This window comes from Streptomyces sp. NBRC 110028 (assembly GCF_001417735.1).
Lineage (GTDB): Bacteria > Actinomycetota > Actinomycetes > Streptomycetales > Streptomycetaceae > Streptomyces.
The window spans coordinates 1-26172 of the sequence record NZ_BBUZ01000043.1; the positions used below are offsets into that span (position 1 = coordinate 1).

Annotated in this window: 22 protein-coding genes; 11 read left to right on the plus strand and 11 right to left on the minus strand. The window is 72.2% G+C overall.

Annotation, left to right across the window (positions count from 1 at the left end; genetic code table 11):
• Positions 1–448: 448 nt before the first annotated feature.
• On the plus strand, positions 449–1468 hold the full coding sequence (trpS, locus tag ASC60_RS32270; RefSeq protein ID WP_055557233.1) for a tryptophan--tRNA ligase: 1020 nt from the start codon (positions 449–451) through the stop codon (positions 1466–1468).
• 54 nt (positions 1469–1522) lie between these two features.
• Here the strand turns inward: trpS and proC are convergent, their stop codons facing one another.
• Positions 1523–2332 (minus strand): pyrroline-5-carboxylate reductase, encoded by an 810-nt coding sequence (gene proC, locus ASC60_RS32275; RefSeq protein ID WP_055557234.1) that lies wholly within the window; start codon positions 2330–2332, stop codon positions 1523–1525.
• Positions 2333–2629: 297 nt separating this feature from the next.
• Here proC and ASC60_RS32280 point away from each other — a divergent pair, with 297 nt between their 5' ends.
• Both ASC60_RS32280 and ASC60_RS32285 read left to right on the plus strand, forming a co-directional pair.
• Complete coding sequence (locus ASC60_RS32280) at positions 2630–3016, plus strand: hypothetical protein (protein ID WP_234357225.1); 387 nt, start codon at positions 2630–2632, stop codon at positions 3014–3016.
• A 201-nt stretch (positions 3017–3217) separates the two neighbouring features.
• Positions 3218–4729: a SulP family inorganic anion transporter gene (locus ASC60_RS32285; protein WP_055557236.1), complete on the plus strand. Its 1512-nt coding sequence runs from the start codon at positions 3218–3220 to the stop codon at positions 4727–4729.
• Between the two features lie 81 nt (positions 4730–4810).
• Here ASC60_RS32285 and ASC60_RS32290 read toward each other — a convergent pair whose 3' ends face one another.
• Positions 4811–5086: an SH3 domain-containing protein gene (locus ASC60_RS32290; protein ID WP_055557237.1), complete on the minus strand. Its 276-nt coding sequence runs from the start codon at positions 5084–5086 to the stop codon at positions 4811–4813.
• Between the two features lie 207 nt (positions 5087–5293).
• On the opposite strand from ASC60_RS32290, the gene ASC60_RS32295 reads away from it, so the two are divergent.
• Positions 5294–7471, plus strand: coding sequence for a PQQ-binding-like beta-propeller repeat protein (locus ASC60_RS32295; RefSeq protein ID WP_079038774.1), 2178 nt, complete (start codon positions 5294–5296; stop codon positions 7469–7471).
• Between the two features lie 12 nt (positions 7472–7483).
• Here the strand turns inward: ASC60_RS32295 and ilvD are convergent, their stop codons facing one another.
• The 4 genes from ilvD to ASC60_RS32315 form a co-directional block, all read right to left on the minus strand.
• Complete coding sequence (gene ilvD, locus ASC60_RS32300) at positions 7484–9334, minus strand: dihydroxy-acid dehydratase (RefSeq protein WP_055557239.1); 1851 nt, start codon at positions 9332–9334, stop codon at positions 7484–7486.
• A 144-nt stretch (positions 9335–9478) separates the two neighbouring features.
• Positions 9479–10129 (minus strand): TetR family transcriptional regulator, encoded by a 651-nt coding sequence (locus tag ASC60_RS32305; protein WP_055557240.1) that lies wholly within the window; start codon positions 10127–10129, stop codon positions 9479–9481.
• Positions 10126–10971 carry a sugar phosphate isomerase/epimerase gene (locus ASC60_RS32310; RefSeq protein WP_079038775.1) on the minus strand — a complete coding sequence of 282 codons (846 nt, stop codon included), beginning with the start codon at positions 10969–10971 and terminating at the stop codon, positions 10126–10128. Before ASC60_RS32310 ends, ASC60_RS32305 begins: the two co-directional genes overlap by 4 nt.
• An 89-nt stretch (positions 10972–11060) precedes the next feature.
• Complete coding sequence (locus ASC60_RS32315) at positions 11061–11990, minus strand: Ppx/GppA phosphatase family protein (RefSeq protein ID WP_055557242.1); 930 nt, start codon at positions 11988–11990, stop codon at positions 11061–11063.
• A 106-nt stretch (positions 11991–12096) separates the two neighbouring features.
• Between ASC60_RS32315 and ASC60_RS32320 the strand changes: the two genes are divergently transcribed.
• Positions 12097–12954: a hypothetical protein gene (locus ASC60_RS32320; protein ID WP_055557312.1), complete on the plus strand. Its 858-nt coding sequence runs from the start codon at positions 12097–12099 to the stop codon at positions 12952–12954.
• A gap of 320 nt (positions 12955–13274) precedes the next feature.
• On the opposite strand, the gene ASC60_RS32325 is transcribed toward ASC60_RS32320, so the two are convergent.
• The gene (locus ASC60_RS32325; RefSeq protein WP_055557243.1) at positions 13275–14972 is read right to left on the minus strand and encodes a sigma-70 family RNA polymerase sigma factor; all 1698 of its coding nucleotides are present in this window, start codon (positions 14970–14972) and stop codon (positions 13275–13277) included.
• Between the two features lie 205 nt (positions 14973–15177).
• Here ASC60_RS32325 and radA point away from each other — a divergent pair, with 205 nt between their 5' ends.
• Both radA and disA read left to right on the plus strand, forming a co-directional pair.
• A complete protein-coding gene (gene radA, locus ASC60_RS32330) occupies positions 15178–16599 on the plus strand; it encodes a DNA repair protein RadA (protein WP_055557244.1) in 1422 nt (473 codons plus the stop codon).
• Positions 16600–16859: 260 nt separating this feature from the next.
• Positions 16860–17918, plus strand: coding sequence for a DNA integrity scanning diadenylate cyclase DisA (gene disA, locus ASC60_RS32335; RefSeq protein ID WP_055557245.1), 1059 nt, complete (start codon positions 16860–16862; stop codon positions 17916–17918).
• Between the two features lie 74 nt (positions 17919–17992).
• Here disA and ASC60_RS32340 read toward each other — a convergent pair whose 3' ends face one another.
• From ASC60_RS32340 to ASC60_RS32355, 4 genes are all read right to left on the minus strand, one after another.
• Positions 17993–19129 carry a mandelate racemase/muconate lactonizing enzyme family protein gene (locus ASC60_RS32340; RefSeq protein WP_055557246.1) on the minus strand — a complete coding sequence of 379 codons (1137 nt, stop codon included), beginning with the start codon at positions 19127–19129 and terminating at the stop codon, positions 17993–17995.
• The gene (locus ASC60_RS32345; protein WP_055557247.1) at positions 19126–20091 is read right to left on the minus strand and encodes a dihydrodipicolinate synthase family protein; all 966 of its coding nucleotides are present in this window, start codon (positions 20089–20091) and stop codon (positions 19126–19128) included. Before ASC60_RS32345 ends, ASC60_RS32340 begins: the two co-directional genes overlap by 4 nt.
• Positions 20088–21392: an MFS transporter gene (locus ASC60_RS32350; RefSeq protein WP_055557248.1), complete on the minus strand. Its 1305-nt coding sequence runs from the start codon at positions 21390–21392 to the stop codon at positions 20088–20090. The genes ASC60_RS32345 and ASC60_RS32350 overlap by 4 nt, the downstream gene beginning before the upstream one ends.
• 461 nt (positions 21393–21853) lie before the next feature.
• Positions 21854–22714 carry a hypothetical protein gene (locus ASC60_RS32355; RefSeq protein ID WP_055557249.1) on the minus strand — a complete coding sequence of 287 codons (861 nt, stop codon included), beginning with the start codon at positions 22712–22714 and terminating at the stop codon, positions 21854–21856.
• Positions 22715–22953: 239 nt separating this feature from the next.
• On the opposite strand from ASC60_RS32355, the gene ASC60_RS32360 reads away from it, so the two are divergent.
• From ASC60_RS32360 to cseB, 4 genes are all read left to right on the plus strand, one after another.
• Positions 22954–23874, plus strand: a complete 921-nt coding sequence (locus tag ASC60_RS32360; RefSeq protein ID WP_055557250.1) for an A/G-specific adenine glycosylase — start codon at positions 22954–22956, stop codon at positions 23872–23874.
• Between the two features lie 242 nt (positions 23875–24116).
• On the plus strand, positions 24117–24734 hold the full coding sequence (locus tag ASC60_RS32365; RefSeq protein WP_055557313.1) for a SigE family RNA polymerase sigma factor: 618 nt from the start codon (positions 24117–24119) through the stop codon (positions 24732–24734).
• A gap of 26 nt (positions 24735–24760) precedes the next feature.
• Positions 24761–25450: a hypothetical protein gene (locus ASC60_RS32370; protein WP_055557251.1), complete on the plus strand. Its 690-nt coding sequence runs from the start codon at positions 24761–24763 to the stop codon at positions 25448–25450.
• Positions 25451–25459: 9 nt separating this feature from the next.
• Positions 25460–26170 carry a two-component system response regulator CseB gene (gene cseB, locus ASC60_RS32375; protein ID WP_055557252.1) on the plus strand — a complete coding sequence of 237 codons (711 nt, stop codon included), beginning with the start codon at positions 25460–25462 and terminating at the stop codon, positions 26168–26170.
• Positions 26171–26172: the final 2 nt, after the last annotated feature.

Consider the following 26172-nt stretch of genomic DNA (forward strand, 5'->3'; position numbering starts at 1 on the left):
TTTCCGGCCCCCTGTTGGAGCGGGGTGTTTCGCGCCTTCCGGCGTGTCCACCACTTTAGCGGATTCCCCCGGATGCTCATAATCGAGCTTTTCGGTCCGGATTTCGGCATGCCGAAGTCGTTCCCGATGGGAGGTCGTGCGGAGTGGTTTGCCGCCGGTGCGGCTCGAGTGGCTGTCCCGTTTCCCTGCGGGCTCCGTGACAACTCGAAGAACACTACACGACGCCCCGGCGGCGTTCAAACCCGTGCCGGAGCGCTCGGGCAGGCGTACTCTCTGTGGCATGACGAAGCATGCGCACATCGCACAGTGGTGGCCCGCCTGACGGCGGCCGCCCCCAGCGCATGCACCTCCACGGCCGCCGCTCCGGCGGCCGTTTCCGTATCTCCTCCCTCTCGCGGAGCCGGCCGTACGGTCCGGCGGTCCCGGGACAACGGGAGAGAGCACACCCATGGCACACACCACGACGGCACGGCCCAGGATCTTCAGTGGGGTCAAGCCGACCGGGCATCTGACCCTCGGCAACTACCTCGGCGCCGTGCGCCGGTGGGTCGAGGAGGACCAGTACCGGGCCGACGCGCTGTTCTGCGTCGTCGATCTGCACGCGCTGACCGTGGAGCACGATCCGGCGCGGGTGCGACGGCTGACCCGGCAGGCGGCCACGCTGTTCCTCGCCGCCGGTCTGGATCCGGCGCAGTGCACCCTGTTCGTCCAGAGCCATGTGGACGAACACGCACGGCTGTCCTATCTGATGGAGTGCACGGCCGCCGACGGTGAGATGCGGCGGATGATCCAGTACAAGGAGAAGGTCGCGCAGGAGTCGGCACGCGGCAGGAGCGTACGGCTGTCGCTGCTCACCTATCCGGCGCTGATGGCGGCCGACATCCTGGCGTACGGGACGGACGAGGTGCCGGTCGGTGACGACCAGACGCAGCACGTGGAGCTGACCCGGGATCTGGCGCGGCGGTTCAACCAGCGGTACGGGCCGGTCTTCACCGTTCCCCGGGCGACGGCTCCGCCGGTGGCGGCGCGGGTGATGGATCTGCAGGACCCGCTGTCGAAGATGGGCAAGTCGCACGGCGAGGGCAGGGGCATCGTCTATCTCCTGGACGAGACCGATGCCGTGCGCAAGAAGATCATGCGGGCGGTCACGGACAGCGGCAGCGATGTCCGGTACGACCGGGAGGAGCGGCCCGGGGTGGCGAATCTGCTGGATGTGCTCGCGGCGTGCACCGGGGGCAAGCCGGAGGTGCTGGCCGAGGAGTACACCTCGTACGGGGCGTTGAAGGGGGCGGTGGCCGAGGCGGTGGTGGAGCTGCTGCGGCCGCTCCGGGCGCGGCATGCCGAGCTGAGCGCGGATCCGGGTCATGTGGACGGGGTGCTGCGGGCCGGGGCCGAGCGGGCCCGGGCGCTGGCCCGGCCGCGGGTCGACGCCGCCTATGCGGCGGTGGGGCTGCTCCCGTCGGCCTGAGCCGCCTCAATCCGGGCCGGGGCCGTCGGGCCCCGGCCCGGGTAGGCGGGCGGGTCAGCTGTTGCCGGAGGCCAGCTCGCGGCTGCGGTCGCGGGCCGCCTCCAGGGCGGCGATCAGGGCCGCGCGTACGCCGTGGCTCTCCAGTTCGCGGATGGCGCTGATGGTCGTACCCGCGGGGGAGGTCACGGCCTCGCGCAGCGAGACCGGGTGCTGGCCGCTGTCGCGCAGCATCGTCGCGGCGCCGATCGCCGCCTGGACGATCAGGTCGTGGGCCTTGTCGCGGGGCAGCCCGAGCAGGATTCCGGCGTCCGTCATGGCCTCGACGAGAAAGTAGAAGTACGCGGGACCGGAACCGGAGAGGGCGGTCGCGGCGTCCTGCTGGCTCTCCGGGACGCGGAGCGTCTTGCCGACGCCGCCGAAGATCGCCTCGGCGTGGACGAGGTGCTCCTCCTTGGCGTGGCTGCCCGCCGAGATGACGGACATGGCCTCGTCGACGAGGGCCGGGGTGTTGGTCATGACGCGCACCACGGGCGTGCCGACGGCCAGGCGGGCCTCGAAGAAGGAGGTGGGGATGCCCGCGGCGCCGGAGATGACCAGCCGGTCGGCGGGCACATGCGGGGCCAGTTCGTCCAGCAGCGTGCTCATGTCCTGCGGCTTGACGGTGAGGATGAGGGTGTCGGCGGCCTTGGCGGCCTCGGCATTGGTGACGGCCTCGACGCCGTAGCGCGACCGCAGCTCCTGGGCGCGCTCCGGGCGGCGGGCGGTGACCAGCAGATCGGTCGGTTTCCAGCCACCGCGGATCATTCCGCTGAGAAGGGCTTCGCCGATCTTTCCCGTGCCGAGCACGGCGACCGTCTCCGTCATAGTGCGGCTCACCTCGTGCGTTGCTGCGATGGATGGACGTCTCTCATCCTCGCACCGGGCAGCCGGGTGACACGCCCCGCGTTATTCATTGTTCGATGAACAATAGTTTCCACCACCCTCTCGGCTACCCGGCGTGGCCCGATCGCTGGTGAGCGCTGGCGCCCGCCGGAGCGACCGGAAGGAATCCGTCCTGTTCGATGCCTCTCCGTTCACAAGTTGGTTACATAGCAACTTGCAAATAGTCACGGGGTTCTGGACACAATGGAGTTGAGTGTCGATACGTACAGGAGGGAGGCGATGGTGAGGACGGTCCGGCATACCGCCCGTGGGCTACTGGCCGTGGTATCCGTACTGCTCGCCCTCTTCATCGCCGTAGACTGCACGTCCGCGCAGGTCACCCACCCTGAAACGATCGCCTCGACGGCGTCCGCCGACCCTAAGCCGATCATCAAGGCTCTCTCCACCCATCATGGTGACGGGGTCAAGGACTGCAATGGGCTCCGTAACGGACGAGCCCCGCTGACCGCGCCCACACCGAGCGGCAAATACGGATGTGTGTGCGGATGCGACGCGGGTGTGCCGATGCCGCGCACCGCGATCACCACCTCCCGCACGGGCCGAGAGGCCGTGCCGGTTTCGAGATCGGGCGAGCTGCCCGTCACTCTCCAGATCTTCCGCTGCTGAGGGTTGCGCCGTCATATGCCGACGGCTCATGACGGCTTATTCCGTGCGCCCTCGCGCGTCACGTTTCACGCTTCCTCACGCTTCGTGTGAGCAAGCGAGCTTCACCGCCAGCGACCGATTCCATCGATCCCACTGACGAAGTGCTATGCCATGCCCCCGCCTGCCCAGAGCCGGTGACGGGGCGCACTGGAGGCAACCCTCATGCGAAACTCTCTACTCGACCGTTTCCGCGGCGCCGGCGGCGCCGGGACATTCCGCGCAGACTTCACCGCTTCCCTCGTCGTCTTCCTGGTGGCCGTGCCCCTGTGCGTGGGTGTGGCCGTCGCCTCCGGCGTCCCGGCCGAGCTGGGGCTGATCACCGGCATCGTCGGCGGTCTGATCACCGGTTGCCTGCCGGGCAGCAGCCTGCAGGTCTCCGGCCCCGCCGCCGGTCTGACGGTGCTGGTCTACGAGGCGGTCCAGGAATACGGCGTCGCGGCGCTGGGCGTCCTCGTCCTGATCTCCGGACTGCTCCAGCTGGCCATGGGCGCCCTGGGCTTCGGCCGCTGGTTCCGGGCGATCTCGCTCGCCGTGGTGCAGGGCATGCTGGCCGGTATCGGCCTCGTACTGATCGCCGGGCAGCTCTACGCGCTCGGCGACATGAAGGCCCCGAGCAGCGGGCTCGACAAGATCTTCGGTATCCCCGGGCTGATCGGTGACGTGGCCGGGTCGAGCGACTCTCTCACGGCCGTGGCCATCGGCGTCGGAACCATCCTGGTCCTGGTCTTCTGGCCGCGCTTCAAGCAGGGCGCCAAGATCCTGCCCGCACCGCTGGCCGCGGTCATGCTCGCGACGATCGCGACGGTCAGCCTCGATCTGCCGGTCGCCCGGGTCGAGGTCAAGGGTCTGCTGGAGGCCGTCCAGCCCCCCGGCCTCGGTGAGTTCACCCAGCTGGCCGAAGTGGGCATGATCGGCACCGTCCTCGCGTTCACGCTGATCGCGTCGGCGGAGAGCCTGTTCAGCGCGGCGGCCGTGGACCGGCTGCACGACGGTCCGCGCACCCAGTACGACAAGGAACTGATGGCGCAGGGCGCCGGTAACGCGGTGTGCGGTGCGCTCGGCGCGCTGCCGATGACCGCGGTGATCGTGCGCAGCTCGGCCAATGTGTTCGCCGGCGCCAAGACGAAGCTCTCGCGCATCCTGCACGGTGTGTGGCTGCTGGTCTTCGCGGTCCTCTTCCCCTCCGCGCTGGGCATCATCCCGATCGCGACGCTCGCCGGTGTGCTGGTGCACGCGGGCTGGAAGCTGATCCCGACCAAGGATCTGCTGCCGCTGTGGCGGGAGCGCCGGGGTGAGGCGATCATCCTGATCGTGACCGCCGGGGCCATCGTCACCACCGACATGTTCGAGGGCGTCATCATCGGTCTGCTGCTGTCGGTCATCAAGACCGCCTGGGAGACCTCGCACGTCCACATCGACGTCACGGGGCGCGACGCCGACGAGGACCAGCCCATCAAGGTGCGGGTGCTCGGCAACGCGACCTTCCTGCGGCTGCCCAAGCTGCTGGACGAGCTGGAGGGGCTGCCCCGTGAGCGGGTCGTGGAGCTGGACCTGAGGGGTCTGCGCCATGTGGACCACGCCTGCGAGATGGCGCTGGCCACGTGGACCGAGCGGCACAACGCGGTCGTGCGCCATGCGGAACCCGTCGAAGAGGACACGAAAGTACCCGCGTAACACCTGAACGGCACAGCCCGGCCCCGGGCCCTCGGCGCTTTCTCGCGCCGGGGGTCCGGGGCTTTTCGCCGGGCGCGCGGTTCAGCCGCAGGCGACGGTGACGAAGCCGTCGCTTCCGGTCTTCACATACGCGTCGGAGACGTACTGCCCCGGCGCGACGCAGTCCCAGATGTCCGTCGAGCCGTACGGGCCGGACACCCGCTGGCCGTGCGTCTGGCAGCGGATCGGCACCCGGGTGCCGACCGGCAGCTTCTTGACCAGCGCGTAGCCCGTGCCAGGACCGCTGCGGACGTTCACCTGGTAGCCGGGCGCGGTCGGATAGGTGACGGCTTGCGCGACGGCTTCTTCCATGGCCATGTGGCCCTCCCCCGTGGAATCTTCGTTTCCGCACTCGTGCGAGTGGTGCACATGTCGGATGTCGGATCAAGTGACACGACATGCGGAGGTTAACAACGCTCGTACACATCATCGACTAGGCTCGCCGAGTCGCTTAGCGGGCCGATGACACGGGGGTGGGGCATGCCGCCGGGGCGCGGAGCCGGGACGGGGCCAGAAGCGGAAGACATGGAGTACGCCGGGCAGTACCGGCTGGAGGCACGCCTGGGCTCGGGGGGCATGGGCGTGGTCCACCTCGCCCGCTCGGCGTCGGGCCGACGGCTCGCGGTGAAGGTCGTCCATGCCGAGTTCGCCGAAGACCCCGAGTTCAGGGCGCGGTTCCGGCAGGAGGTGGCGGCCGCGCGGCGGGTCAGCGGGGCGTTCACGGCGCCCGTCGTGGACGCCGATCCGGAAGGGCCGCGGCCCTGGATGGCCACCACCTACATCCCCGGCCCGACCCTGGCCGAACACGTCAAGCGGAACGGCTCGTTGGCGCCGGACGAGGTGGTGGCGCTGGCGGCCGGGCTCGCGGAGGCGCTGCGCGACATCCACCGGGTGGGGGTCGTCCACCGCGATCTGAAGCCGAGCAATGTGCTGCTCGCGGCGGACGGCCCGAAAGTCATCGACTTCGGGATCTCCCGGCCGTCCGACAGCGAACTGCGCACCGAGACGGGCAAGTTGATCGGCACGCCGCCGTTCATGGCGCCCGAGCAGTTCCAGCGGCCGCGGGCGGTGGGCCCGGCGGCGGACGTGTTCGCGCTGGGGTCGCTGCTGGTGCACGCGGCGACGGGGCGGGGTCCGTTCGAGTCCGAGAGCCCGTACATCGTGGCGTACCAAGTGGTGCACGACGAGGCGGATCTGGCGGGGGTGCCGGACGAACTGCTGCCGCTGATCGAGCGCTGTCTCGCCAAGAACCCGGCGGAACGGCCCACCCCGGATGCCCTGATGACCGTGTTGCGGGCGGTCCGCGGGCCGCAGCCGCCGGAGGCGCGGGGGCCCGCCGCTCCCGTGGTGCTCCCGGCGCAGCGGGTGGCGTCCGAGCCGGTGGTTCCGTCTGAGCTTGAGGCGGAGTCCGAGCCCGAGGCGGCGCCCGGGTCCGAGGTGGCCGCGTCCGGGGTGGCCGGGGTGGCCGCGCCGGGTGGGCGCCGGGGTGTGCGGCGGTGGGTCCCGGCGGCGCTCGCCGCGCTCGTCCTGCTGGGCGCGGGCACGGTCGTGGGGCTGCGTCAGCTGGACGAGCGGGAGCCCGCCGCGGAGCGGCACCCGCGCGACAGCGCCGCGACCACCACCGCGTGGCGGCCGTGGGAGCGGGAGCTGCGCGGCGGAGCGGCCAAGGCGAAGGCCAAGGGCGCCCGGCCCGCGTCCTGTTCGTACGGGGACGGCGCGCTGTACTGCGCGGCGCGCGGCGTCCAGGCCGCCCGGATCGACCCCGCCGACGGCCGGGTGGTGTGGTCGCGCCCGGCGACCACGAGCCGCCCCGGCGGGACGGCCGCGGACGCGCCGGTCCCGGCGGGCGGTCTGGTGCGGATGGTGTCGCCGGACGGGACGCGGCTGGAGGCACTGGACCGGCGTACCCACGCGGTCCGCTGGAGCCGCGAGGTGTCCGCGTACGGCGGCCGGGTGTACTCCGCGGGCGAAACGGTGCTGCTGGTCGCTGCGGACGGCACCGTCACGGCGGTGAACGGGGCGACGAACCGGGAGCGTTGGAGCCATCGCCTGGCCGGGCACCCGGAGCCGAGCTTCTTCGCCTACGGCGACGGCCGCACCGCGTACGCCCTCACCACCGCCCCCGACGGGCGGCACACACAGGTCACGGCGATCGACACGGTGCGCGGTACGACGCGCTGGCAGCGCTCGCTCTCCGGCACCCTCACCCCCGTGGGGGCGGGCCCGGACGGCGTCCTCCACCTGACGGAGGCCGACGAGCAGAGCCGTACCGTCGCCGTCGTCCGCTACGACCCGGCGCGGCGGGCGGAGCGGCGGTCCGAGCTGACCGTCCCGGTGTCCCTCAGCAGCGCCGCCGCCCGGGGCGACCGGGTGTATCTGCTGGGCGAGGACGGCGGGCTGGTGGCCGTCGACACCGCGCGCGGGGCGCAGCGGTGGCGGATGGAGACCTCGGTGGCCAACGCGTCGCCGCTGGTGGTCTCGGGTGAGCGGCTGTACTTCTCGTCGGCGGACGGCCGGCTGCTGGCGGTGGACACGCGGCGGGCCCGGCTGCTCGGCCAGACCCGCCCCCGCGCGGACCGCCCCGGCGGCCAGGGCTTCCTGGCCCTGATGCCCGCGCCGGTGGCGGCGGCGGGCAAGGTCTTCGCGACGGTCCCGGACGGCACGGTGTTCGCCGTGGACGCCCGGGATCCGGCGCGCTGGTGAACCATCCCGGGCTCATCCCAGCCGGGTGACGTCCCGGACGGCGCCCTTGTCCGCGCTGAGGGCCATGGCCGCGTAGGCGCGCAGGGCGGTGGACACCTTGCGCTCGCGGTTCTTCGGGGCGTAGACGCCGCCGAGGGCCTCGCGGCGGGCGGCCAGCTCCTCGTCGGTCACGAGGAGTTCCATCGTGCGGGCCGGGATGTCGATGCGGATCCGGTCGCCGTCCTCGACGAGGGCGATGGTGCCGCCGGAGGCCGCCTCGGGGGAGGCGTGGCCGATGGACAGGCCCGAGGTGCCGCCGGAGAAACGGCCGTCGGTGATCAGCGCGCAGGCCTTGCCCAGGCCCCGGCCCTTGAGGAAGGAGGTGGGGTAGAGCATTTCCTGCATGCCGGGGCCGCCCTTGGGGCCCTCGTAGCGGATGACGACGACGTCACCCTCCTTGACCTGCTTGTTCAGGATCCGCTCGACGGCTTCCTCCTGCGACTCGCAGACGACGGCCGGGCCTTCGAAGGTCCAGATCGACTCGTCGACGCCCGCGGTCTTCACGACGCAGCCGTCCTCGGCGAGGTTGCCGTAGAGGACGGCGAGGCCGCCCTCGGTGGAGTAGGCGTGCGCGACGTCGCGGATGCAGCCGCCTGAAGCGTCGGTGTCCAGGGTGTCCCAGCGCTCGGACTGGGAGAAGGCGGTCGCGGAGCGGACGCAGCCGGGCGCGGCGTGGAACAGCTCGACGGCCTCGGCGGACGGCGAACCGCCGCGGATGTCCCACTGCTTGAGCCAGTCGGCGAGCGAATCGGAGTGCACCGAGTGCACGTCCTCGTTGAGGAGGCCCGCGCGGTACAGCTCGCCGAGGATGGCGGGGATGCCGCCGGCCCGGTGGACGTCCTCCATGTAGTAGACGCCGCCGGGGGCGATGTTGGGCGCGACCTTGGACAGGCAGGGCAGCCGGCGGGAGATCTCGTCGATCGCCTGCATGTCGAAGTCGAGCCCGGCCTCCTGGGCGGCGGCCAGCAGGTGGAGGATCGTGTTGGTGGAGCCGCCCATGGCGATGTCGAGGGCCATGGCGTTCTCGAAGGCGGCGCGGGAGCCGATGTTGCGCGGCAGGACGGTCTGGTCGTCCTGCTCGTAGTGGCGCTTGGTGATCTCCACGACCGTGCGCCCGGCCGTCTCGTACAGCTCCTTGCGGGCGGTGTGGGTGGCCAGCACCGAGCCGTTCCCCGGCAGGGCGAGGCCCATCGCCTCGGTGAGGCAGTTCATCGAGTTGGCGGTGAACATGCCGGAGCAGGAGCCGCAGGTCGGACAGGCGTTGTCCTCGATGAGGGCGATGTCCTCGTCGGAGACCTCGTCGTTGACGGCCTCGGAGATCGCGGTGATCAGGTCGAGCTTGCGGACCGTGCCGTCGACGAGGGTCGCGCGGCCGGACTCCATGGGGCCGCCGGAGACGAAGACGGTCGGGATGTTGAGCCGCATCGCGGCCATCAGCATCCCGGGCGTGATCTTGTCACAGTTGGAGATGCAGATCAGCGCGTCCGCGCAGTGCGCCTCGACCATGTACTCGACGGAGTCGGCGATCAGGTCGCGGGAGGGGAGGCTGTAGAGCATCCCGCCGTGGCCCATCGCGATGCCGTCGTCGACGGCGATGGTGTTGAACTCGCGCGGGATGCCGCCCGCCGCGTGGACCGCCTCGCTGACGATCCGGCCGACCGGCTGGAGGTGGGTGTGGCCGGGCACGAACTCGGTGAAGCTGTTGGCCACGGCGACGATCGGCTTGCCGAAGTCCTCACGCGCTACGCCGGAAGCCTGCATAAGGGCGCGGGCGCCCGCCATGTTGCGGCCGTGGGTGACGGTGCGAGACCTCAGCTCGGGCACGGTGCTCGGCTCCCTCGTAAGTGCGTCCTGTGAAACGGACCAGCGAAATCGGTTCGGAGTCTTCTGACTCTACGCCTGTGGGGCGCGAATCCCGATGCGGTGTCCGGATCCAGAGACGGGCGGCTCACCGTACGGAACCAGGCGTCACTTCTCGGTGAGGTACCGCTGGAGCGTCGGGCCCACCATGGCGATGATCTCGTCCACGGTCGCCGAGGCCACCGGCTCCATCTTGATCACGTACCGCAGCATCGCGACCCCGAGGATCTGGGCGGCCGCGAGCTGGGCCCGGAACTCCGGGTCCGGCACGTCCAGGTCGCGCGCCATCCGCGTCAGCAGCCGCCGCTCGATCATCCCGCGCAGTACGGCGGCGGCCGCCTCGTTGGTGAGCGCGGAGCGCATGACCGCCAGCAGGGGCAGCCGGGTAACCGGGTTCTCCCAGGTGGCGAAGAAGTAGCGGGCCATCCGCTCGCCCGCGCCCTCCGGGCTGCCGCCGTGCACCGCGTCCGGGGCGCCCATGGCGGGCGCCAGGATCAGCTCGATCGCCGCGCCGAAGACCTGCTCCTTGGTGCCGAAGTAGTGGTGGACCAGGGCCGGGTCCACCTCGGCGGCCTTGGCGATGCCGCGGATCGAGGCCTTGTCGTAGCCGCGCTCGGCGAACTCGTTGCGCGCCGCGGTCAGGATCCGGTCGCGGGCCCCGGGCCCTTCGGCCACGCTGCCGCGGGCCGGACGGCCGCGGCCGCGGCGGGGCCCGGCGGCGGACGGCGGGGGTGTGGGCGGGGGTGTCCCGGGGGTCACTTCCGGCGCACCGCCCTGCCCGGCCGGGAGGCCGGGGTCGGGGAGGCCAGATGGAGCCGGGTGAAGGCCAGCGCCTCCGCGAGATCCGCCTCGCGCTCGGCCTGGGACATGGCCCGCCGGGTGTTCACCTCGACCACCACATGGCCGTCGAAGCCGGTCGTGGCGAGACGTTCCAGCAGCTCGGCGCAGGGCTGGGTGCCGCGCCCGGGCACCAGGTGCTCGTCCTTGTTGGAGCCGTGGCCGTCGGCGAGGTGGAGATGGGCGAGCCGGTCGCCCATCCGGTCCACCATGTCCAGGGCGTCGGTGCGGGAGGTCGCGGTGTGCGACAGGTCGATCGTGAAGTGCCGGTAGTCGTCCTTGGTGACGTCCCAGTCCGGCGCGTACGCGAGCATCTCCCGGTCGCGGTAGCGCCACGGGAACATGTTCTCCACCGCGAATCGCACGTCGGTCTCGTCCGCCATCCGCCAGATTCCGCGTACGAACTCGCGGGCGTAATTGCGCTGCCACCGGAACGGCGGGTGGACGACGACGGTGGACGCGCCCAGCCGCTCGGCCGCCGCCTTGGCCCGCTGCAGCTTGACCCACGGATCGGTGGACCACACCCGCTGAGTGATCAGCAGACATGGCGCGTGCACGGCAAGAATCGGCACCCCGTGATACTCCGAGAGGCGGCGCAGCGACTCGATGTCCTGGCTGACCGGATCGGTCCACACCATGACCTCGACACCGTCGTAGCCCAGCCGCGCGGCGATCTCGAAGGCCGTCGCCGTCGACTCCGGATAGACCGAGGCGGTGGACAGGGCGACCTTCGCATCCGGGATGCGCACCACTGGCTCTGTCACGAGGGACAGCGTACGGCCGCTGCTCTGTGCGACTAAACCGCGACCGCCGATCACGTCACGCGGGCGTCATGCGGGCAGCCGCTCAGGCGTCATGTGGGCAGGTGGTCGAGGCGGCGCAGAATGACCCCCTCGCGCAGCGCCCACGGGCAGATCTCCAGCACGTCGACGCCGAACAAATCCATGGCGGCCTCGGCGACCAGCGCCCCCGCCAGCAGCTGCGGGGCCCGCCCCTCGGACACCCCCGGCAGCTCGGCGCGCTCCGCGACGGGCATGGCCGCCAGCCGGGGCACCCATTCCTCCAGCGCCTTGGCGGTCAGCCTGCGCTCGACGTACAGGCCCTCGGCGGAGCGTGCCGCGCCCGCGATGCGGGCCAGCTGCTTGAAGGTCTTGGAGGTGGCGACCACCTGATCCGGTGTGCTGTGGCGGCTGAAGTCGCCGACGATGCGGGCTATCTCGGTCCGCACATGCCGGCGCAGGGCGCGGACGTCCTCCGGGCCGGGCGGGTCGCCGGGCAGCCACGCGGCGGTGAGCCGGCCGGCGCCCAGCGGCAGCGAGACGGCCGCGTCGGGTTCCTCGTCGAGTCCGTACGCGATCTCCAGCGAGCCGCCGCCGATGTCCACCAGCAGCAGCCGCCCCGACGACCAGCCGCACCAGCGGCGGGCGGCCAGGAAGGTGAGCCGGGCCTCGTCCTCGCCGCTGAGCACGCGCAGCCGTACGCCGGTCTCCTCGGCGACCCGGGCGAGGACGCCGTCGGCGTTGGCGGCCTCCCGCACCGCGGAGGTCGCGAACGGCAGGACCTCCTCGGCGCCCTTGTCCTCGGCCGCCTGCAGCGCATCCTTGATCACCGCGATCAGGCGGTCGACGCCTTCGGAGCCGATCGCCCCGTCGCCGTCGAGGAGTTCGGCCAGCCGCAGTTCCGCCTTGTGGGAGTGGGCGGGCAGCGGGCGGGCGCCCTGATGCGCGTCCACCACCAGCAGATGGACCGTATTCGAACCCACGTCGAGGACACCGAGTCTCATGGCCAGAACGCTACTGTGCGCCTGGCGTGGTCATGCACGGGATCCCTCCCGGGCCCGTGTGGTCCCCGTCCCCGGCGCCTCCATGGCGGGGGCATACCCTTGCACCGTGGCAAAGACGAAAAAGGCGAAGCAGGACAAAGGCCGAGAGAACGCCCCGGAGCGGGAGCAGAGCCCGGAGCAGGCGCCGGTCCCCTCCCCGGCGGCCCCGCCCGCGGACGAGGTCGGCCTGGACTTCGCCCGCGCCTGGATCGAATTCCCCGACCCCGCCGACGAGGAACAGGTCTTCCGCTGCGACCTGACCTGGCTGACCTCCCGCTGGAGCTGCGTTTTCGGCCAGGGCTGCCAGGGCATCCAGGCCGGTCGCGCGAGCGACGGCTGCTGCACGCTGGGCGCGCACTTCTCGGACGAGGAGGACGAGGAGCGGGTCGGCCGCCACATGGCCCGGCTGACCCCGGAGATCTGGCAGTTCCACGACGAGGGGCACGCCCGGGGCTGGGTGCAGGAGGACGAGGACGACGGCGACCGCCAGACGCGCCGCTACGAGGGCTCGTGCATCTTCCAGAACCGCCCCGGCTTCGCGGGCGGCGCGGGCTGCGCGCTGCACATCCTGGCGCTCCGGGAGGGGCGCGAACCGCTGGAGACCAAGCCGGACGTCTGCTGGCAGCTGCCGGTGCGGCGGTCGTACGAGTGGGTCGACCGGCCGGACGACACGCAGGTGCTGCAGATCACGATCGGCGAATACGACCGCCGGGGGTGGGGCCCGGGCGGGCACGACCTGCACTGGTGGTGCACCTCGGCGGTGTCGGCGCACGGCGCCGGGGAGCCGGTGTACGTGTCGTACCGGCCGGAGCTGACGGAGCTGATGGGCAAGGCGGGGTACGACCGGCTGGCGGAGCTGTGCGAGGCGCGGCTGGCGGCCTCCCTGCCCCTGGTGGCCCCCCACCCGGCGGACCCGGTGGGCTGAGGGGGCCCATTCCCCGACCCCGCCCCTTCCCGTAACCAGGGGCTGCGCCCCCTGGACCCCCCGCTCGCGCGGGACCGGGGGCCGGGCCTACGGAACCGCGGGCCGACCCGGTACGGCCGTGCGGCATCGGCGCCACCCTCCCGACACGACGGACTCGGCGCACGGCGAGACCCGCGCCTCGGCCAGGCCCCGGTGCCGGGGCCCGGGCAGGGGCGGGCCGCCCCGGTACGGCCGTGCGGCATCGGCGCCCGCCCAAACCGACGGACTCGGCATCAGGGCGTGGGAACGCGGCACGCTCGCGGGCGCTGTCCCCGCCCCCGCTACCCCTTCGGCGTCGGCGGGTCCGAGGGCGGTGGGGTGGACGGGGGTGAGGTGGTGCCGGGAGGCGTGGGGGTCGGGGTCGGGGCGGGACCCTGGCCCTCGATCACCACCATCGCGCCCGACGGCGCGACCATCACCCGCGCCCGCCACCGGCCCGGTGGCTCGCGCTCCTCGTCGACCGACACCGTGATCGTCACCGACTCGCCGGGGCGCAGCTCACCGGCGGTGCGGCTCAGCTGGAGCCAGGGGGCGCCGCCCGACGCCGAGGCCGACCAGCGCACCGGGGCGCCACCCGAGGCGGCCAGGGTGATGACCGTCACATCGCCGCTCGGCTGGGCCTCCACGGTGAGCCGCCCGGGCCCGGGGGCGGGGCGGGGCGGGGCGGATTCGCCGCCGTGGCGGCCGCCGCTCGGGCGGCGGGACCGCCCGGCGCTCGGGCCGAGCCGGTCCCGGTCGCCGTCCGCGCCGATGACCTCGACCGTCACCTCGGCGGCCCCCGGCGCACCGGCCCGGGTTCGCAGCCGGGCCGCGCCGGAACGGTCCTGCGCGCTGCCCGCCCGCTCGTACGCACGTCCGGCGGACCGATCCTGCTCACCGGCCGGAGCCTTGCCCGCGCCGCCCGTCCCCTCCGCACTGTCCGCGTTGGCCGCGGCCACCGAATCCGTGTCGTGCTCGTCACCGGCGAGCGGCGCGCCCCGGTAGGCGGCCCACAGGGCGAGCACCGGGGCGGCGATGACCGTGGCGACCACGGTCGTGGTCAGGACGCGGCTACGCAGCCTGCTGCGGCGGGCGGCCCGGTCCTGGGGGTCCAGTGGGAAGCCGCGCCGGTCGAAGCGCGGACCGGCCGCGGCACGCACAGGGCGGGCGCTCAGGGCGCACAGCATCGCGGCGTGCACATCGGGGCGGGGGGCCTCCAGCACCGGCAGCGCGGCGGGGGCGGCGGCCGTACCGGGCCAGGGTCCGTCCGCCGTGGCCCGCTCCGCCATCCGGCGGCATTCGCGGCAGTCGTCGACATGGCGCACCAGCTCGCGGCGGAGAGCGGCGGAGAGCAGCACCTGGGTGTCGCCCGCGAGGCGGGCGACGACGGGGCAGTGGCCCAGCTCGACGACGGCGAGCGCGGCGCGGGTCCGCTCCACCTCGCAGGCGGCGCTGGAGAGCAGGGCGCGGGTCTCGTCGGGCTCCTTGCCGAGCGCGGCGGCGACCTCGGCGGGGGTGAGCTGGTGGCGGACGTGGAGTTCGAGCGCCTCGCGCTGGGCGGCGGTGGTCCCGGCGGCCTCGGGCCAGGCGAGCGCGGCCAGTTCGCGGCGGCGCAGGTCGGCGACGGGCTCGGGCGGCGCGGTGTCCGGGCCGCCCCGCCCGGCCCTCGGATCCCGCTGATCCCGCAGCTCGGCGAGCTTGCGCAGACAGGCCCAGCGGGCGACCGCGTAGAGCCACGGACGGCTCGGCTCCTCCTCGGCCTCAGCGCGCCCCCGCCCCCGCCCGAGCCGCCGCTCGGCGACGGCCAGCACATCGCCGAGCGTGACGGCCGCGGCGTCGTGCTCGCACAGGACCGACAGGCAGTAGGTGAACAGACCGTCCAGATACGGCTCGTAGCGCGCGGGGGGCCGCTGGGGGCGCGTGGTGGCGACGCGGGGCGCGCGGCGCTGCGCCCGGTGTGCGCCGGCGGCGTGTGTCGAGTGCTCGGACCTGCTGCTCATCACCCGGTGACCGTAGGCGGATGATGCAGACTTACTCGCCTTACTTGGGCAGTTTTAACCCTTACGGGTGACCATCTCCCTCATAAGGGGACAGGTGTCCCTCTCCCGTGCCCCGGAACTGCTATGCGCACCGGGCCGGGCAAGCACTGCCGGACAAGCACTGCCGGGCGCACCGCTGTCGGTGGGCGACGCTAGCGTTGATGCCATGGCTGCCCGTAGCTCCTCCCGTTCATCCGCCAAGGACCGCCCTTCCTACCGCTGCACCGAGTGCGGCTGGACCACGGCCAAGTGGCTCGGCCGCTGCCCGGAGTGCCAGGCGTGGGGCACGGTCGAGGAGTTCGGCGCGCCCGCCGTACGGACCACCGCGCCCGGCCGGGTCACCTCGGCCGCGCTGCCCATCGGGCAGGTCGACGGCCGCCAGGCCGCCGCCCGCTCCACCGGCGTGGACGAGCTGGACCGGGTGCTCGGCGGCGGCCTGGTCCCCGGCGCCGTGGCGTTGCTGGCCGGGGAGCCGGGGGTCGGCAAGTCGACGCTGCTGCTGGACGTCGCGGCCAAGGCGGCCACCGAGGACCACCGGACGCTGTACGTCACCGGGGAGGAGTCGGCGAGCCAGGTCCGGCTGCGAGCCGACCGCATCGGGGCGCTGAGCGAGCATCTGTATCTCGCGGCCGAGACCGATCTGTCCGCCGTGCTCGGCCATCTCGACTCGGTGAAGCCGTCGCTGCTGATCATGGACTCCGTGCAGACCGTCGCCTCCCCCGAGATCGACGGCGCGCCCGGCGGCATGGCCCAGGTGCGCGAGGTGGCCGGGGCGCTGATCCGGGCGTCCAAGGAGCGGGGCATGTCCACGCTGCTGGTCGGCCATGTGACCAAGGACGGCGCGATCGCGGGCCCCCGGCTGCTGGAGCACCTGGTCGACGTGGTGCTGCACTTCGAGGGCGACCGGCACGCCCGGCTGCGGCTGGTCCGCGGCGTCAAGAACCGTTACGGGGCGACGGACGAGGTGGGCTGCTTCGAGCTGCACGACGAGGGCATCACCGGCCTCGCCGACCCGTCGGGGCTGTTCCTCACCCGGCGCGCCGAGCCGGTGCCCGGCACCTGTCTGACCGTCACCCTGGAGGGCCGCCGGCCGCTGGTGGCCGAGGTGCAGGCGCTCACCGTCGACTCGCAGATCCCCTCCCCCCGCCGTACCACCTCCGGCCTGGAGACCTCCCGTGTCTCGATGATGCTGGCCGTCCTGGAGCAGCGCGGCCGGATCAACGCGCTGGGCAAGCGCGACATCTACAGCGCCACGGTGGGCGGGGTGAAGCTGTCGGAGCCGGCGGCGGACCTGGCGGTGGCGCTGGCGCTGGCGAGCGCCGCGAGCGACACCCCGCTGCCCAAGAACCTGGTGGCGATCGGCGAGGTGGGGCTCGCGGGCGAGGTCCGGCGGGTCACGGGGGTGCAGCGGCGGCTGTCCGAGGCCGCCCGCCTGGGCTTCACCCACGCCCTGGTGCCCTCCGACCCGGGGCGCGTCCCCGACGGCATGCGGGTGCTGGAGGTGGCGGACATAGGGGACGCACTGCGCGTATTGCCCCGGCGTGAGCGCGCCGACCGGGCCCGCGAGGACGCCCCCGAGCAGGGCTGATCAAGAGGGCGAACGCGGTGGTGAGCGGGGCGGTCCGGCCCGCGGTGAGGGCCGCGCTCCGGCGTCCCCCCGCGGGCGTACGCCGGGAGACCCCACGGGAGGCCGGGCACCGCCGGTAGACTTTGCCCTGGTCTCGCCCCTACGTAGCCTCGTACACCGCCGCCGGGGGGCGACTCGCGGCACCGATTCAGACCTTGTGACGGAGGAGTGCAGTGGCAGCAGGCGACCGGGCATCGAATCCCGGCAAAGCCGACGGTCTGATGCGTGCCACTCTGAGCGCTGTCGCGCCGGGCACGGCGCTGCGCGACGGCCTTGAGCGCGTCCTCCGTGGAAACACGGGCGGGCTCATCGTGCTCGGCACCGACAAGACCGTCGAGTCGCTGTGTACCGGCGGCTTCGTCATCGACGTCGAGTTCACCGCCACCCGGCTGCGCGAACTGTGCAAGCTGGACGGGGCGCTGGTGCTCGACAAGGACATCAGCAAGATCGTGCGGGCGGGGGTGCAGCTCGTCCCGGACGCGGCGATCGCCACCGAGGAGACCGGCACCCGGCACCGCACCGCGCAGCGCGTCTCCATCCAGACCGGGTTCCCGGTCGTGTCCGTCAGCCAGTCCATGCGGCTGATCGCGCTGTACGTGGGCGGGCAGCGGCGGGTCCTGGAGGATTCGGCCGCCATCCTCTCGCGCGCCAACCAGGCGCTGGCCACCCTCGAGCGGTACAAGCTGCGGCTGGACGAGGTCGCGGGCACGCTCTCCGCGCTGGAGATCGAGGACCTGGTCACCGTCCGGGACGTCAGCGCGGTCGCGCAGCGGCTGGAGATGGTGCGGCGCATCGCCACCGAGATCGCCGAGTACGTGGTGGAGCTGGGCACGGACGGCCGGCTGCTGTCGCTGCAGCTGGACGAGCTGATCGCGGGCGTCGAGCCGGAGCGGGAGCTGGTCGTACGGGACTACGTGCCCGAGCCGACCGCCAAGCGCACCCGCACCGTGGCCGACGCGCTCGCCGAGCTGGACCGGCTCACCCACACCGAGCTGCTCGAACTCCCCATCGTGGCCCGCGCCCTGGGGTACACGGGCTCCCCCGAGACCCTGGACTCGGCGGTCTCCCCGCGCGGCTTCCGGCTGCTGGCCAAGGTGCCGAGGCTGCCGGGGGCGATCATCGAGCGTCTGGTGGAGCACTTCGGCGGGCTGCAGAAGCTGCTGGCCGCCAGCGTGGACGATCTGCAGATGGTCGACGGCGTGGGCGAGGCCCGGGCCCGCTCGGTCCGCGAGGGCCTGTCGCGGCTGGCGGAGTCGTCGATCCTGGAGCGGTACGTGTAACTCCGCGCGAGGACCCGGGGCAGGCGCGCGGGGGCGGAACCCGCTGGTCCCGCCCCCGCGCGCCACACGCTTCGTCACATCCAGGCAGTCGAGCCGTCAGGGCGTACCGGCACCTTTCGCTTCCAGGTGACCCAGTCGTCCGCGGCGAGCGCGGACTCGTCGATCTCGATGCCCCACCCCGGGCGATCCGGGCGCAGGTCGAGGTGCCCGTCGGCGGGGAGATAGGGGTCGGGGCACCACGGCACGTCGTCCGGCTTGTACTCGAGGATGGAGAAGTTGGTCGTCGCGGCCGCGAAGTGCACGTTCGCCGCGGTCGCGAGCGGGCCCAGCGGGTTGTGCGGTGCGAGCGGGACGTAGTGCGCGTCGGCGATGGCGGCGATCTTCACCATCTGGGTGAGGCCCCCGACGACGCAGATGTCCGGCTGCACGATGTCGGCGCCGCCGGCGCTCAGCAGCGCGAGGAACTCATGGGGGGAGTACAGGCACTCCCCTGTGGCCAGCGGCACCGCGATCTCGGAGCGGAGCCGGCCCCAGGCGGGGATGTGCTCGGGCCGTATCGGTTCTTCGAGGAAGAGCGGCTGGCCGGGGGCGAGCGCGGCGCCAAGGTCGACCGCTTGTCGCGGTTCCCACAGGCAGGCGTGCGCGTCGAACGCGAATTCCCACTCCGCCGGGTGTTTGTCGCGGACCTCGCCGAAGTACTCGCCCAGTTCGCGGACCAGGAGCCCGAACCGGGTGCGGTGCGGTCGCACCCGGTAGGGGCTCAGCTTGAAGGCGGTGAAGCCGAACCGCTCGTGCAACGCGGCGGTGATGTCGGTCAGTTCACCGATGTCCGGCGCGGAGTACACCCCGGCGTAGACCGGCACCCGGTCGCGTACGGCGCCGCCCAGCAGCTGGTAGACCGGCGCCCCCACGGCCTTGGCCGCGATGTCCCACAGGGCGTGGTCGATGGCGGCGACGGCGGCCAGGCCCAGTGCGCCCTGGGGAAAGCGCCCGGACTGCAGGAGGAACTGGTTGATCCGGCCCGGGGACCGGGCGTCCATACCCTTGATTTGCTCGAACAGATAGTCGAGCAGCGGCGGGTAGGCCAGGTCGGGTCCGTGGTTGTACACCTCCGACCATCCGTCGATCCCGTCCTCGGTGGTGATCTTGACCAGTACCCGGGGCCGGTCGCCCACCCGCTGCCGGAAGGTCCGCAGGGAGTCGATCCTCACGCCACACGCTCCCCGGCCGTCTCGGGCACCAGGGAGTGCCACTGCTCCATGGACTCGGCGACCTCGCGGGCGAGTGCCCCGGACAGCGGGTGGCTGGGGGGACGCACATCCCGCCGGCACAGTCCGATCCGGTGCATGGCTTCTTTCACCACCGCCACGTTGTTGGCCGAGGCGTCGCGGGCCCGCAACTCCTCGAAGTGGCGGATCCGCCGCCACACCCGGGCGGCGGTGCCGTAGTCCTCGTCGCGGAGCGCGGTGAGCATCTCCAGGGACACCGCCGGAGCAATGTTGACCAGGCCGGAGGTGAAGGCCCGCGCCCCCGCCTGCCAGTAGGCCGGGGCGTAGGACTCGGCCAGGCCCGCGATCCACAGCAGTCCGTCGGAGGCCTCCGTCCGTGTGGCGGCGAACAGGACCGGATCGGGAACCGAGTACTTCAGCCCGACGACGTTCGGCGCCCGTTCCACCAGACGGGTGATGTGCGCACCGGTGACCGCGCGCTTGGTCAGATAGGGCAGCACCCCGATGTCCGGTACGGCCCGGGCGATCCGTGCGTTGTACTCGACCCAGCCGTCGGCCGCGAGGTAGGGCAGGACGGGCTCATGGATCATGATCGCGTCCGCGCCCGCATCGCGGGCGAACCGTGCGTCGGAGATGGCCGTCTCGATGTCGAATCCCACTCCGGCGACGATCACCGTGGCGTTCGGCGCGGCGCCGTCGTGGGTCTCGCGGGCCGTCAGGACACACCTCAGCACCTGACGGCGTTCGTCCGGGGAGAGGGCGTAGAACTCGCCGGTATTGCCGTTCGGCGTCAGCACGGAGACTCCGTTGCGGATCAGTCGCGCCGTCAGCGAGATGGTGAGGTCGTGGTCGACCGCACCTTCCTCGTCGTACGGGACGACGGGAATACCGATGACGGTACCGAGCCGTTCGACCAGGTGGGCGGTGTTGAGCGAGGCGTTCACGCGGTGGTCCCTTCGTGCTGTCCGGCGGGGCCCGCGAGGTCGTCGCGGGTCTGGGTGACGGGCTTGACGCGCACCCAGAACAGGTAGATCGCGGCGCTGGCCAGGCAGCTCACCGCCGCGCCGAGCAGCGGGCCGACATAGGACCCGCCGCTGGACGCCAGGAACAGTCCGATGGCGATGGGGCTGAGGAGGTTGCCCACCTGGGAGCCGAAGTTCTGGAAGCCGGCCACCGCGCCGACGCACTCCGAGGAGCGCGCCACTTCCGCCGGGAGGCTCAGAATCGCCGCGCCGGCGAAGGAGTGGGCGGCGCTGCTGACGGTCAGGACCACCATCAGCATCACATTGCTCTGGATGAACGGGGCGAAGCCGATACAGGCGCTCAGGCCGAGCCCGGCGACGATGGGGACCTTCCGGGCCAGGTTCGGGGAGACTCCGGAGGCCAGCATCCGGTCGGACACGATGCCGCCGAGCACGGTGGAGCCGATCGCGATGAGTGACGGGATCCACCCCACCATGCCGAAGTCCGCTTCGGAGAATCCGCGGTCGTCGAGCAGATAGCTGGGGTACCAGGTGAGGAAGAACGCCCCGGCGAGCGAGCGGAACACATAGCCGACCGTCAGCGCCCACACCTGGGAGTCGCTGAGCAGGTCACGCCACGGCACGGTGACGCCGACCGCCGGTTCCGCGGACGTCTGCCCGCCCCGGTCGGACCGGATGTGGGCCAGTTCCGCCGCGGAAACGCGCGGATGGACCTCGGGTTCCCGGTAGACGACGGCCCACCCCACGAGCCACAGGAGACCGGCCGCACCGATCACGACGAAGGACAGGCGCCAGCCACCGAACAGGGTCAGCGCCGTCACGACCGGGATCGACAGCGCGGTGCCGATCTGCTGGCCCATATCGAACAGGCTGGACGCGAAGGCGCGTTCCCGGCGCGGGAACCACCGCGAGACGATTTTGACGTTCGCCGGCTGCACCGGCGCCTCACCGATACCGAGGCCGAGGCGGAAGACCACGACCGATCCAACCCCTCGCGCGAAGGCCATCAGCGCCGTCCAGATCGACCACCAGCCGACCGCGACCGGGTAGACGACCCTCGGACCGAAGCGGTCCAGCAGCCAGCCGGAGGGGATCTGGAAAAGGGCGTAGGTCCAGAAGAACGCCGAGAGCAACACCCCCTGCACGGCGGAACTGATGTGGAACTCGTCCGACATGTGGGGCATCGCCACGCTCAGCGCGGCGCGGTCGAGATAGGCGATCGTGAGGCCGAGCGCCGAGAAGCCGACGATCGTCCACCGCATGCTGCTGCGTTGCCGGGACGGTGACGCCGGGGACCTCCCGGCCTTGGAAAGAGGCATGCTGGACAGGGGCACCATCGCTCCCGAAGTTGGATAGGCTCCCCATAGAGGGAGCATGCTGACTCTCTGTCGCGGCCCGGGATCTTGGCGGTGAACGGGCCGCATCTCACATCGTCAGTGGATGAGCGGCTGCTGCCTGATCAGCTCAGGCGGCCCAGCTGCTGGCCGAGGCGGCCTATGCACCCGAGGCGACCCCGTAGCGCAACGGACATGGAGTCTCCGATCTGGGCATTGCGCCTCTCATATATGACGTACGATGCACGACGCGATGAACGTAGAAGCGCCCAGGTGCATTCGTCAACGCTTTTGACAAACTCCCGCGCTGAAGATCCGTCACTGCATCGAGCGGCGCGCAGCAGCACCGTCGCCCCCGGTCAAAGCGACCGGGGGCGGGTTCAGCGGGTTCAGTCCTTGGCGAGGACGAACGACACCTTGGCCGTGCCCAGGCCGTCGAGCTTCGCCTCGACCAGGTAGGTGCCCGCGGCGGCGGTCTTGGCGCCCTTCGGGGTCGCGCAGTGGGCGGCGGTGCGCTCGCGGTCCCATTCCACGGTGCGCTTGGTCTCGCCGGAGGCGGGCACCTCGACGAGGGCGGTGGCGGTGCCCTCGGGGCAGTCGTCCGAGGCCCAGACGTGCTCGTTGTCCGCGTCCGTGATGGTCAGTGAGGCGGCCGCCCGGCCGAAGTCCACCGCGCAGGAGCTGTTCGAGGAGTTCTTCACGGTGATTTCGAACGTCGGCTTCTCATCCGGCTCGTACGTGTTCTTCACCTTCGCGTCCTTGACGCTGCGCACCGTCAGGTCGATGTCGCCGCGCTTGCACTCCGGCAGGCTGGACCCGACCGGCAGCCCCTGGCCGTCCCCGTCGCCGAGTCCGTCGCCGGTGCCGCCGGCGGCTCCGGTGCCGCCCGTGCCCTCCGCGCCGCCGGACCCGGTGCCCGCGCCGCCACCGCCGCCGCTCTCACCGGAACCGGAACCGGAGCCCGTGCCGGAACCGGAACCGGGGCCCGTGCCGCCGGTGTCCGACTCGTCGCGCCCGCCCGGCCGTTCGCTGTTCACCGGCCCGGAGGAGGTCGGCCCGGGGGTGATCGTGCGCGCGGGTCCGCCGCCCGGCCCCTTGCCCTCGTCGCCTCCGCCGCCGCCCGAACCACCCCAGCCGAAGGCCCAGATGACGAGCAGCACGATGAGGGCGAGCAGGGCCAGCGCAACAGCCCTCCGCCGCCAGTAGATGGAGGAGGGAAGCGGCCCGATCGGATTGCGCAGAGATCCCACGCGGAAACTCTACGAGAGAACGGCGCCCACACCCGCCAATAACCGCGGCCAGCCTCCCTACTTTTCTCATCATCCGACCGGATCGGCCACCTGGGCGGCAACAGTCCGGGCGATTCCCGGCCGCCCACCGCGCAACCGGGCCTGAATTGCACCGTTTCGAGCAGATCTGCCCCAGCTCGACCCGAACGCCCGCGCCCACGGCTCCCATCGGGCCTTCCGTCGTGTCAGGATCGGATGTGATGACTGCCATTTCCGCCGCCCCGGCCGCCGCTACCCCCACCCCCGACGGTGCCGAGCTCCACCGGCCCGTCATCGACTGGTTCGACGCTCACGCCCGCGACCTCCCCTGGCGCCGCCCGGAGGCCGGAGCGTGGGGTGTGATGGTGAGCGAGTTCATGCTCCAGCAGACTCCGGTGAGCCGTGTGCTGCCGGTGTACGAGCAGTGGCTCGCCCGCTGGCCCCGCCCCGCCGACCTGGCCGCCGAGCCGCCCGGTGAGGCGGTCCGCGCCTGGGGCCGGCTCGGCTATCCGCGCCGCGCGCTGCGGCTGCACGGCGCGGCGGCGGCCATAAGGGAGCGGCACGGCGGCGATGTGCCGGGGGACCACGCGCAGCTGCTCGCGCTGCCGGGGGTCGGTGAGTACACGGCGGCGGCCGTGGCCTCGTTCGCGTACGGGCAGCGCCATCCGGTGCTGGACACCAACGTCCGCCGGGTGTTCGCCCGGGCGATCAGCGGCGTCCAGTACCCGCCGAACGCCACCACCGCCGCCGAGCGCAAGCTCGCCCGCGCCCTGCTGCCGGACGACGAGCGGACGGCGGCACGCTGGGCGGCGGCCACGATGGAGCTGGGCGCGCTGGTCTGCACGGCCCGCACCCCCGACTGCGCGCGCTGTCCCATCGCGGCGTCCTGCGCCTGGCGCGGGGCCGGTTCGCCGGAGCACGACGGGCCGCCGCGGCGCGGCCAGACGTACGCCGGGACGGACCGTCAGGTGCGCGGCAAGCTGCTGGCGGTGTTGCGGGAGGCGGTCGCGCCGGTGCCACAGGCGGCGCTGGACCAGGTGTGGCACGAGCCGGTGCAGCGGGCCCGGGCGCTGGACGGGCTGGTCTCCGACGGTCTGGTCGAACCGCTCGCGGGCGGCCTCTACCGGCTGCCGCTGACGTGATGTCGGCCTGACCGAATTCACGGTCTCACCAGGCATCCTGTGACAGAGCTGTGACACTCCCAGGACCCGGTTCTGACACGCCGTCGAACCGGGTTCCGCTGTTACACAACCTATGGGTAGCTGTGCGTTTGCCGAGGTGCTGACGCACATGGCGTCGCAACAGCGCCTCCGTAGCGTCCTTCTCGTTCCGGCCGAGCGGTCGGAATCCAACGTGGGGAAGACGCGGGATGGAGGGCTGCACGATGACCGGCAGCAGCGGCAAGGTTCTGGACTTCGAGGAGTACGTGCGCAACCGGCAGGACGCGCTGCTGCGCAGCGCCCGGCGGCTGGTTCCGGACCCGATCGAGGCACAGGACCTCCTGCAGACCGCGCTCGTGCGCACCTACGGCCGCTGGGACGGGATAGCCGACAAGTCCCTCGCCGACGCCTATCTCCGCCGCGTCATGATCAACACCCGTACCGAGTGGTGGCGCGCCCGCAAGCTGGAGGAGGTGCCCACCGAGCAGCTGCCGGAGGCCAGCGTCGAGGACGGCACCGAGCAGCACGCCGACCGGGCCCTGCTGATGGACATCCTCGGATGCCTGGCTCCCAAGCAGCGCAGCGTCGTGGTGCTGCGACACTGGGAGCAGATGACGACGGAGGAGACGGCGGAGGCGCTCGGTATGTCGACCGGCACGGTCAAGAGCACGCTGCACCGGGCGCTCGCGCGGCTGCGGCAGGAGCTGGAGAACCGCGAGCTGGACGCCCGCGCGCTCGGCCGCGAGCCGGCGGGCACGCCCGCCGCCGCGAAGCCGCTCCGGAGGGGGAACCAGGTCCGGCGTGACCGCCAGGAGCGGGGGCAGGAACGGTGCGCGGCCTGATCAGGGCCTCTCCTGGCAGAACTGCCATGATCAGCGGTGGCGCGGTGGTGGGACTCGCGGCCGCCGGGGGCTGGCTGCTGGCCGGGTGCACCGGCGACAGCCAGGGCGTGCGTACGGAAGGCCCGGCGCGCACCCAGTGGACCGCGCCCTCGGCGCAGGACCACGGCTCGTACGCGGGCGGCGGGGCGACCAAGCCGCCGGCCGTGCAGAAGGCCGACGCGGTGCGGCTGATCAAGGACGACCCGAAGGTCGCCCAGGACCTGAAGACCCACCTCCAGCCGTGCACGGCGCCGGGTAAGGGCAAGCCGGTCAAGGGCTACCCGGTGGAGGTGGCACGGGGGAAGCTGACCGGACCCACCGCGTCCGATCTCGTCATCAACGTCACGACCTGCGACGACGGCTTCGGCATCGGCTCGTATGTGTACCGCAAGGCGGGGCGCGGTTACGAGAACGTGTTCAGCGACGAGCAGCCGCCGGTCTACGCCGACGTCGTCAAGGGCGATCTGAGCGTCACCAAGCTCAGTTACGCCTCCGGGGACACCGTCTGCTGCCCCTCGCGCGAGGACGTCATCACCTACCGTTGGGCGTCGAGCAGGCAGGCTTTCACCGTGGTCCGGCACAAGCACACCGACTACAGCAAGGGCAGCCCCACGGAAGAGCCCGCCCCCAGCGCCTCCGCGACGGACGGCGGCGAGGACGACGGAACGGAAGGCTGAACCGAGGCTGTGGCCGAAACCCATGTGCTCTTCGTCGAGGACGACGACGTCATCCGCGAGGCCACCCAGCTCGCCCTGGAGCGCGACGGCTTCCTGGTGACCGCCGCGCCCGACGGGCTGACCGGTCTTGAGCGGTTCCGCGCCGACCGGCCCGATATCGCGCTGCTGGACGTGATGGTGCCGGGCCTGGACGGGGTCAGCCTGTGCCGCCGGATCCGCGACGAGTCCACCGTGCCCGTGATCATGCTGTCGGCCCGCGCCGACTCGATCGACGTGGTGCTGGGCCTGGAGGCCGGGGCCGACGACTACGTCACCAAGCCCTTCGACGGCGCCGTGCTGGTCGCCCGCATCCGCGCCGTGCTGCGCCGCTTCGGCCACGCCAGCGGCCCCGGCGGCCGCGGCGGCGAGCGGCCCGGTGCCGAGGAGCCCGAGGGCGGGGTGCTGCGCTTCGGCGACCTGGAGGTGGACCCGGAGGGCATGGAGGTCCGCAAGGGCGGCGAGCAGGTCGCGCTGACGCCGACCGAGATGCGGCTGCTGCTGGAGTTCTCCACCGCGCCCGGCACTGTGCTCTCCCGCGACCGGCTGCTGGAGCGGGTGTGGGAGTACGGCTGGGGCGGGGACACCCGGGTCGTGGACGTCCACGTCCAGCGGCTGCGCGGCAAGATAGGCCAGGACCGCATCGAGACGGTCCGCGGCTTCGGCTACAAGCTCAGGGGCTGACG

What these genes read in the sequence shown, in the direction of transcription:
- trpS (WP_055557233.1), top strand. Translation starts at nt 449, where the DNA reads ATGGCACACACCACGACGGCACGGCCCAGGATCTTCAGTGGGGTCAAG.
- proC (WP_055557234.1), bottom strand. Translation starts at nt 2,332, where the DNA reads ATGACGGAGACGGTCGCCGTGCTCGGCACGGGAAAGATCGGCGAAGCC.
- ASC60_RS32280 (WP_234357225.1), top strand. Translation starts at nt 2,630, where the DNA reads ATGGTGAGGACGGTCCGGCATACCGCCCGTGGGCTACTGGCCGTGGTA.
- ASC60_RS32285 (WP_055557236.1), top strand. Translation starts at nt 3,218, where the DNA reads ATGCGAAACTCTCTACTCGACCGTTTCCGCGGCGCCGGCGGCGCCGGG.
- ASC60_RS32290 (WP_055557237.1), bottom strand. Translation starts at nt 5,086, where the DNA reads ATGGCCATGGAAGAAGCCGTCGCGCAAGCCGTCACCTATCCGACCGCG.
- ASC60_RS32295 (WP_079038774.1), top strand. Translation starts at nt 5,294, where the DNA reads ATGGAGTACGCCGGGCAGTACCGGCTGGAGGCACGCCTGGGCTCGGGG.
- ASC60_RS32315 (WP_055557242.1), bottom strand. Translation starts at nt 11,990, where the DNA reads ATGAGACTCGGTGTCCTCGACGTGGGTTCGAATACGGTCCATCTGCTG.
- ASC60_RS32325 (WP_055557243.1), bottom strand. Translation starts at nt 14,972, where the DNA reads ATGAGCAGCAGGTCCGAGCACTCGACACACGCCGCCGGCGCACACCGG.
- radA (WP_055557244.1), top strand. Translation starts at nt 15,178, where the DNA reads ATGGCTGCCCGTAGCTCCTCCCGTTCATCCGCCAAGGACCGCCCTTCC.
- disA (WP_055557245.1), top strand. Translation starts at nt 16,860, where the DNA reads ATGCGTGCCACTCTGAGCGCTGTCGCGCCGGGCACGGCGCTGCGCGAC.
- ASC60_RS32350 (WP_055557248.1), bottom strand. Translation starts at nt 21,392, where the DNA reads ATGCGGTGGACGATCGTCGGCTTCTCGGCGCTCGGCCTCACGATCGCC.
- ASC60_RS32360 (WP_055557250.1), top strand. Translation starts at nt 22,954, where the DNA reads ATGACTGCCATTTCCGCCGCCCCGGCCGCCGCTACCCCCACCCCCGAC.
- ASC60_RS32365 (WP_055557313.1), top strand. Translation starts at nt 24,117, where the DNA reads ATGACCGGCAGCAGCGGCAAGGTTCTGGACTTCGAGGAGTACGTGCGC.
- ASC60_RS32370 (WP_055557251.1), top strand. Translation starts at nt 24,761, where the DNA reads ATGATCAGCGGTGGCGCGGTGGTGGGACTCGCGGCCGCCGGGGGCTGG.